This is a genomic window from Nitrososphaerota archaeon (assembly GCA_011605775.1).
Classification (GTDB): Archaea; Thermoproteota; Nitrososphaeria; order Nitrososphaerales; family JAAOZN01; genus JAAOZN01.
The window spans coordinates 20,704-27,338 of sequence record JAAOZN010000030.1 but is presented as its reverse complement, the minus strand read 5'-3'; the positions used below and the strand labels follow the sequence as shown (position 1 = coordinate 27,338).

The following is a 6,635-nucleotide window of genomic DNA, read 5'->3' as shown; positions in this document are numbered from 1 at the left end:
TTGTGTAGACTTGGGTTGTTGCGTATGCTGCTAGAGCAGCCACAACAACCACACCAGCTAAGATCACACCCACCAAGCTTAGGGTTTGTCTGCTCATACCGTCCACCACACCAACATTAGCGTACTCTAGGTAGTAAACAGTATCGGATAGAACTGCTTGTTCTGCTGTCTAGAACACAGACGCCTTCTCAACACTTAAAAACTGGTGGCTCAACACCGAATGCTGAGAAGAGAAGTGATGCAACCACTCCACCTGCTCGAGAAGAGGGTGCTGAAGGCGCTGGAGAAGATCGGAGAAGCAGACATAGAGGGGTTAAGCCGAGCCTCAAACCTAACCATAGACCAAGTTAGGAGGGCTGTAGAGTGGCTCCAAGCAAAAGGGCTGATAAAAGTCAACACATCTCAAAAGACCACATTTACACTCGGATCTAAAGGGTTAGAGGCGCTTAAAGAGGGGCTGCCTGAGCGCAGACTCCTACGCTCCTTAAAAGAGGGTGTAAGGGCTCTAAACCAGCTGAAGAGCAGGTTTAGAGATGAGCAGGAGTTCAGCGCAGCATTAGGCAGAGCTAGAAGGAGGGGCTGGGTTAAGATTGTAGATGAGGTCGTTGAGTTGGTTAATGAGCCCAGCGGACTACCCGAAGAGGAGGTTCTTGAGAGACTCGCTCAAGTAAATATCCTAGATGAAGACGAAGTGAGCAAAGATGATCTACTCTACAGTGGAGTTAGAGAACTCCTAAGCAGACCAGACTACCTATCCAAAAGAGTGGTCAAGACAACCAAGATAACCCTCACAGACCTAGGCAAAGCAGCGTTAGAGAAGATATCTGAAGAAGAGGAGATAGACACCCTAACACCAGAGATCATAGTCTCAGGCATATGGAGGCAGAAGCGAATCAGAGCCATAGATGTAGAGGCACCAGCCCCACCCATCTACGCCGGGAGGAAGCACCCAGTACAACTCTTCATAGACGAAGTAAGAGAGATCTTCATCTCTATGGGGTTTGAAGAGATAGAGGGACCACTTATACAACCCTGCTTCTGGAACTTCGACGCACTCTTCACACCACAAGACCACCCTGCAAGAGAGATGCAGGACACATTCTACATAAAGGGCGAAGCCACGAACTACGCTGATGAAGAATCCGTCAAAAGAGTCTCAGCGACCCATAGAGACGGCTGGAAAACAGGCTCAAGAGGCTGGGGCTACGAGTGGCGAGAAGAAGAAGCTAGGAGACTAGTCCTAAGAACCCACACCACATCAATAACAATAAGGTATCTTGCAGATCATAAACCGAAGGAAGCAAGAGTCTTCACAGTAGGTCGAGTCTTCCGCAACGAGAAGGTAACCTTCAAGAACCTCGTCGAGTTCCATCAGATCGAAGGAATAGCTGTAGGGTCTAGGCTCACACTAAGGGATCTGATGGGTCTGCTCTCAACCTTCTACAAGAGGCTTGGTTTAGAGAAGGTGAAGTTTTGGCCCACCTACTTCCCATATACCGAACCATCTATGCAGTCGGTAGTCTACTATGATCGAGCAGGTAAGTGGATCGAGCTCTGCGGCATGGGGATCTTCAGACCAGAAGTAACCCTACCCTTTGGTGTAAAGAACCCGGTTTTGGCTTGGGGCGGGGGTTTAGAGAGGCTAGTTATGATGAGGTACAACATAGATGATGTTAGAGAGCTCTACACGAATAGGTTGAGCTGGCTGAGGGGGAGTCCGATCTGCCCGTAGTAACCATATACTACGAGAGGCTCAGGAAGATGCTTAACGCAGAGGACATCGAGCCATACATAGAGAGGCTACCATACCTAGGTTTAGATATAGAGGAGAAGGCGCAAGACTACATCAGGGTTGAGTATAACCCGAACAGACCAGACTTCTCAACCGACTACGGCATAGTAAGAGCCCTAAAGGGGCTTCTGGGATTAGAGAAGGGCTGCCCAAAATATAGTGTGCAGAAGGGTGATCTAGTAGTTAAAGTGGATAAGAGCGTCGAGGAGGTCAGACCCTACATAGTCTCAGCGCTCATAGAAGGCATCACCCTAGATGACGAAACAATAAGGCAGATCATAGCGATGCAAGAAGATCTACACCACACGATCGGTAGGAGGAGGGCTAAGGTATCCATAGGCATCCACAACTTCGATGTGCTTAAGCCTCCGATCATCTACACAACCGAAGCACCAGACTTCAGATTCGTACCCTTGGGTGGTGCTGAGCCTCTCTCTATGAGTGAGATTCTCGATAAGACACCCGTAGGCCAGAAGTACGGTTGGATAGTAGCGAAGCATAAACGCTACCCCATCCTAATAGACTCACTTGGGCAAGTACTCTCCTTCCCACCTATAATTAACGGCGAATTAACTAGGGTAACTTCAGCGACAAGAAACCTATTCATAGATATAACAGCAACAGATCTGAAGGCTTCTGAAGACGCCCTAGCGATACTCGTAACAACACTAGCAGACGCAGGTGGCACACTCAAATCTGCTGAAGTGCGCTACCCAAACCTTACTCTGCTCACACCTAACCTCAGCGAGATGGAGATGGAAGTCGAGTTAAAGAGGGTGAATAGGCTGCTCGGACTTAAGTTAAAGGGTAAGGAGGCTGTAGAGTGCTTGGCTAGAAGCAGAATAGACGCAGAGTACGATGGAGGCAAGCTTACGGCGAAGATCCCAAGATACAGAGTAGATATTATGCACCCCGTGGATCTGGTGGAGGAGGTCGCAATAGGCTACGGATTAGATAAGATCACACCAACACTACCCCCAACTAAGACCGTAGGCAGACCACACCCAGAGCTCAAGAGGCTCTCAGCGATAAGAGATGTATGCATCGGGCTCGGTTTGACCGAGGTTATGAACCTAAGCCTCACAAGCGAAGCAGCCCTCTACACAAACCTAGGGAGACAGGCACAGGAAGCCATCAAAGTGGAGGAGCCGAAGAGCAGCGAACACGAATACTTAAGAGATATGCTCATACCGAGCCTACTCCTGAACCTAGCGACCAACATCCACGAACCCTACCCCCAGAAGCTCTTTGAACTAGCTAAGACCTTCCATAGAAGAGGGAGCGAGATAGTTGAGGAGTATCACCTCGCAGTAATCACTTCGCACTCAGAAGCAAACTACACCGAAGCGAAGTCGCTACTCGACGCCATAACACAACAAACCTTCGGGCTCAGATGCGAAACCAAACCAGCATCCAACCCACTCTTCATCCAAGGAAGATGCGCAGAGGTCAAAGGAGGTGTATTAGAAGGCGTGATAGGGGAGATAAGACCAGAAGTGCTTCAAGCCTTCAACCTACGAATGCCAGCAGCAGCGCTCGAACTAAACATAAACCAAGCCAAACAACATAAATAGGGAACCAAACCACAAAAGAGGCGGAGGCCTCTGCTAGAGAAGCGTGGCGACGGCGGGTGTTTGAGAGAAGATGAAAACCTCGTCTACCCAAACACGCGACAGGCAGAGGCCGCCCCGGAGTAAGAGGCTTGGTGAGCGAGGCAGAGCCTCTCTGTGAGCTAGGCTGTTCAGAGCCGGGGCACACCCCCTTTCTCTCTAAATCTTGAAGACCAGAGAGCTTAGGCTTATATGCATCTTCAAGCGCAGCCATAAGGTTGGGCCAGTCGTCTAGTCTGGTTAGGACATCGCTCTTACACAGCGAAGGTCGCAGGTTCGAATCCTGCCTGGCCCACCTTTTACAGGGAGTGTTGTTTTGACTTGTTGGTCTAGATTTGGTTTTTGATGAAGTCTAGGTATGGTTCCCTTCTGGCCAATGAGGATGCGAGGGCATTGGTACCGGATTTAGTACCATGTTTTTGCCGAAAAATTTTTTCCGCTTCGGAAATCCGGTACTAAATAGTTTGATTCGCTTTAAGGCGAGTGGCTTAAAGTAATCTAGTTTGACGTGAGAGCAGGGTTTGCTGCTAAGCGAAGAACCATCATATCAACCCTAGCGACTGAAAGAACTTGACATAGTGGAGCTGTAGGGGAGGAAGTTGAAGCAATGCGTTTAGTTTAAGTTTTCCTTCGAAAAATTTTTCCACTGCTTGCGAACTTAAACTAAGCATCTAGAGAGCGAGCGAAGGTTCTCCTAGGCGCTCTTAACGTCGCCTAGAAAGTGAGACAAACGCTACTGCTTAAACTATTGTTGCAGCCTGTAAGATCTTCGAGTCTCTTCTCTGTTATCAACCTTTTTTATGTAGACTTTCCCCTAAAGATCCTATGAACACTTTTTAGGTAGGAGGTTGTCGAAGTAGATCGATCTCTACCCATACTCGGATAAGAGTGTATATGGAGAGACAGCGTCTAGCAGAACTCGATTTGTCGCTTTCATTGCTGCAAGAAGTTCCTTAGGTAGGGTCACCCTTGCCTCCATTGAGGAGCGCTTACCAGATCTATTACAAGTGGAGGTTCTAGGGAGGTCTCGAAGTTGGAGACGATATGGGCTTCAAATAAGATATCATTTGTAAGATAACGAACGACACCAGCAGAATAATACAAGAGATCGTAAAGCAGCAAGGAGAAATACAGGCAAACGTGACCAATATTTTAAGCTGAGATCTCAAAGTATTGATACTGCCCTTCACAGCTCAGGTTACCATTCCTGAAGGGTATAGGCAGAAATACGATTTCAAGGAGCCCATCGATGCTGTTGAATCAAGCGTATGGCTATGGGCGACTAACCTTGCTCTCTAATTCCTTAAAAAGTGTGATGAAAGAAACAAAGACGATCACTTTAATCTTTACACAAGACCTATGAACTTAACGGGGCAAAGAGAGCCTGAGGAACTATACAGAAACTTCCCAAAATGCAGCAACCTCATTTACCTCGAAACCGTAATCTCTGGACTGGCTTCGCAACCATCCTAAAAGGGTTTAAAGACGCAAACTGCAAACATTACACGATCTTTGTAGTCGATAGCTATGGGGCTAAACTCAAGCCAAACTATTCTTGTGTATTCAGAAGCCTTGAAGCAAACGGAGTAGCCAGAAAAATCTTGGTCTCAAAATTGATAGCCGAGGACAAAAACTCAGCCCTACTTTGAGTGAGTGCAACAGTTTATCCAACGATCATTATGGCAAGCTGGAAGAAGATTAAGCCATGTTGAGTTGTAGAATGGCAACCAGCAGTAGGGAAGCACTTAGAAGTCTTCACCAAACTCCAAACATGCTTGAGAAAAAGCCTAGAGGTCAAAGACTTTACATCTGAAGTTTAGAAACCAAACGAATCCCTAAATTTGATAAAAGGGGAGGAAAATCCTCAGCTTGGCTTGGGAATGGAGAGAATGGAAGAAACAAGAGGAGGCGTTGTGAACACCTACTTAACGTCAAAGGATCATAATCTCGTAGACTAGATGATGTTACGATAAGGTTTTAGTGTTTGGTGCTTTCTTTGGTCGTTATATGTCTCCTTATCGTAACATCATCCGTAGAGTAGCGCAGAAGCTTTAAATTAGCAGTGTGCCGAACCTAGATTAAATGTGACTTTGTACTTAGAAGAGTTCAAGGCTAAATTGGTGGAAGATTGGTCTGGAAGCTTGTTTAGCTTAAGCTGTATACGAAAGATTCACCCTAGGGCAAGGAGTACTTGCACAGGTTGAGTAAGAGTAATGGAATAAGGCGCGTAACTTGGGGCTGGTACTGGATACCAACACGCTACAAGGATGCTTGGGAATTCTTAGTGAGAGATAGGGGCTTTAAGGTGATAATCAAGCAGACTGCTGCGAGCATATGGAACTACGATTTCGTTCATCGAGACGTCTTCCGCTTAGCTGTTAACAACCGATCCTATAAAAGAGCATTAGAAGCTTTCGCTACGAGCAGGGGCTGGGGCTTTGAAGTTGAGTATTACAAGAAAATCCCCTATGAGTATGAGAAGGTCGGTGGCTTATTCATTGAAACTTTAGAATCTTGTATAGTTAATTGCTTAGCTGAATGGTCTTTCATAGATGCCTTCGCAGTCTTATACTTTAGAAGAGAAGAGGTTGATTTCGATAAGTTGAGAGAGTTGGGAAGATGGAAAAAGGTGTCTAAAACAAACTTGAGAGTATGGACCTTAATAAAATATGGGTGCAAATTGTTTAACGAGTATTTCGGAAAAGAAATTTTCAAGTTCAAAGCCGTTGAGGTAAAGCAGGCTGATGTTAGAGATTTGGTAAACGAAGCTGTGGAGAGGATTGTTGAGTTTGCCTAAAGCCATAGACATTGTGAAGAGAAGGGAGGAAGAGATCCTAAGTAGCCTACTTTTTCTTTCAGAGAAGACTAAAGGCTTCACAGACCTTGAGCTGATAATGATTGGTGGTTATGCTTTAAGAGACTTCACACCCTTCTCAAGGTTCACAAGAGACTGCGACTTCATCGCGAGCTGTGATGGATGCAGGGGAGATACGGAGCTTACTCTGCGTCCCTGAGTTTAAACTGTCTCCTTGATCCTTCAAAATATGAGTGTTGACATTCTCCACGACTAAAGTCGGGAGATTCTCGATTCGTTAGCCTCAAGGCATCATCCTACCGAGTTCTGGGCTGTGTCAATCCAGCCCCTAGATACGGCATATAGCCGTATCCCCGCTTGCCAGCCTATCTCGGCTTGGACCTTTGGACATCCAAGCCACATGCGAGCGACTCGCTCG

The 6,635-nt window shown here is 46.7% G+C and carries 5 protein-coding genes and 1 tRNA gene; all 6 read left to right on the top strand.

Annotation, left to right across the window (positions count from 1 at the left end; genetic code table 11):
* Positions 1–235: 235 nt before the first annotated feature.
* The 6 genes from HA494_02685 (at position 236) to HA494_02660 (ending at position 6,416) form a co-directional block, all read left to right on the top strand.
* Entirely contained in the window at positions 236–1,732 is a 1,497-nt protein-coding gene (locus HA494_02685; GenBank protein ID NHV96681.1) for a phenylalanine--tRNA ligase subunit alpha, read from the top strand.
* Positions 1,733–1,761: 29 nt separating this feature from the next.
* Entirely contained in the window at positions 1,762–3,366 is a 1,605-nt protein-coding gene (locus HA494_02680) for a phenylalanine--tRNA ligase subunit beta (GenBank protein NHV96680.1), read from the top strand.
* Positions 3,367–3,622: 256 nt separating this feature from the next.
* Positions 3,623–3,697, top strand: a tRNA-Val gene (locus HA494_02675).
* 1,117 nt (positions 3,698–4,814) lie between these two features.
* Positions 4,815–5,051: a hypothetical protein gene (locus tag HA494_02670; GenBank protein NHV96679.1), complete on the top strand. Its 237-nt coding sequence runs from the start codon at positions 4,815–4,817 to the stop codon at positions 5,049–5,051.
* Positions 5,052–5,602: 551 nt separating this feature from the next.
* A complete protein-coding gene (locus tag HA494_02665) occupies positions 5,603–6,199 on the top strand; it encodes a hypothetical protein (GenBank protein NHV96678.1) in 597 nt (198 codons plus the stop codon).
* Entirely contained in the window at positions 6,192–6,416 is a 225-nt protein-coding gene (locus HA494_02660; GenBank protein ID NHV96677.1) for a hypothetical protein, read from the top strand. Before HA494_02665 ends, HA494_02660 begins: the two co-directional genes overlap by 8 nt.
* Positions 6,417–6,635: the final 219 nt, after the last annotated feature.

Excerpts from the sequence above, each read along its gene's own strand:
- HA494_02680 (NHV96680.1), top strand. The coding sequence starts at position 1,762 with ATGCTTAACGCAGAGGACATCGAGCCATACATAGAGAGGCTACCATAC.
- HA494_02670 (NHV96679.1), top strand. The coding sequence starts at position 4,815 with ATGCAGCAACCTCATTTACCTCGAAACCGTAATCTCTGGACTGGCTTC.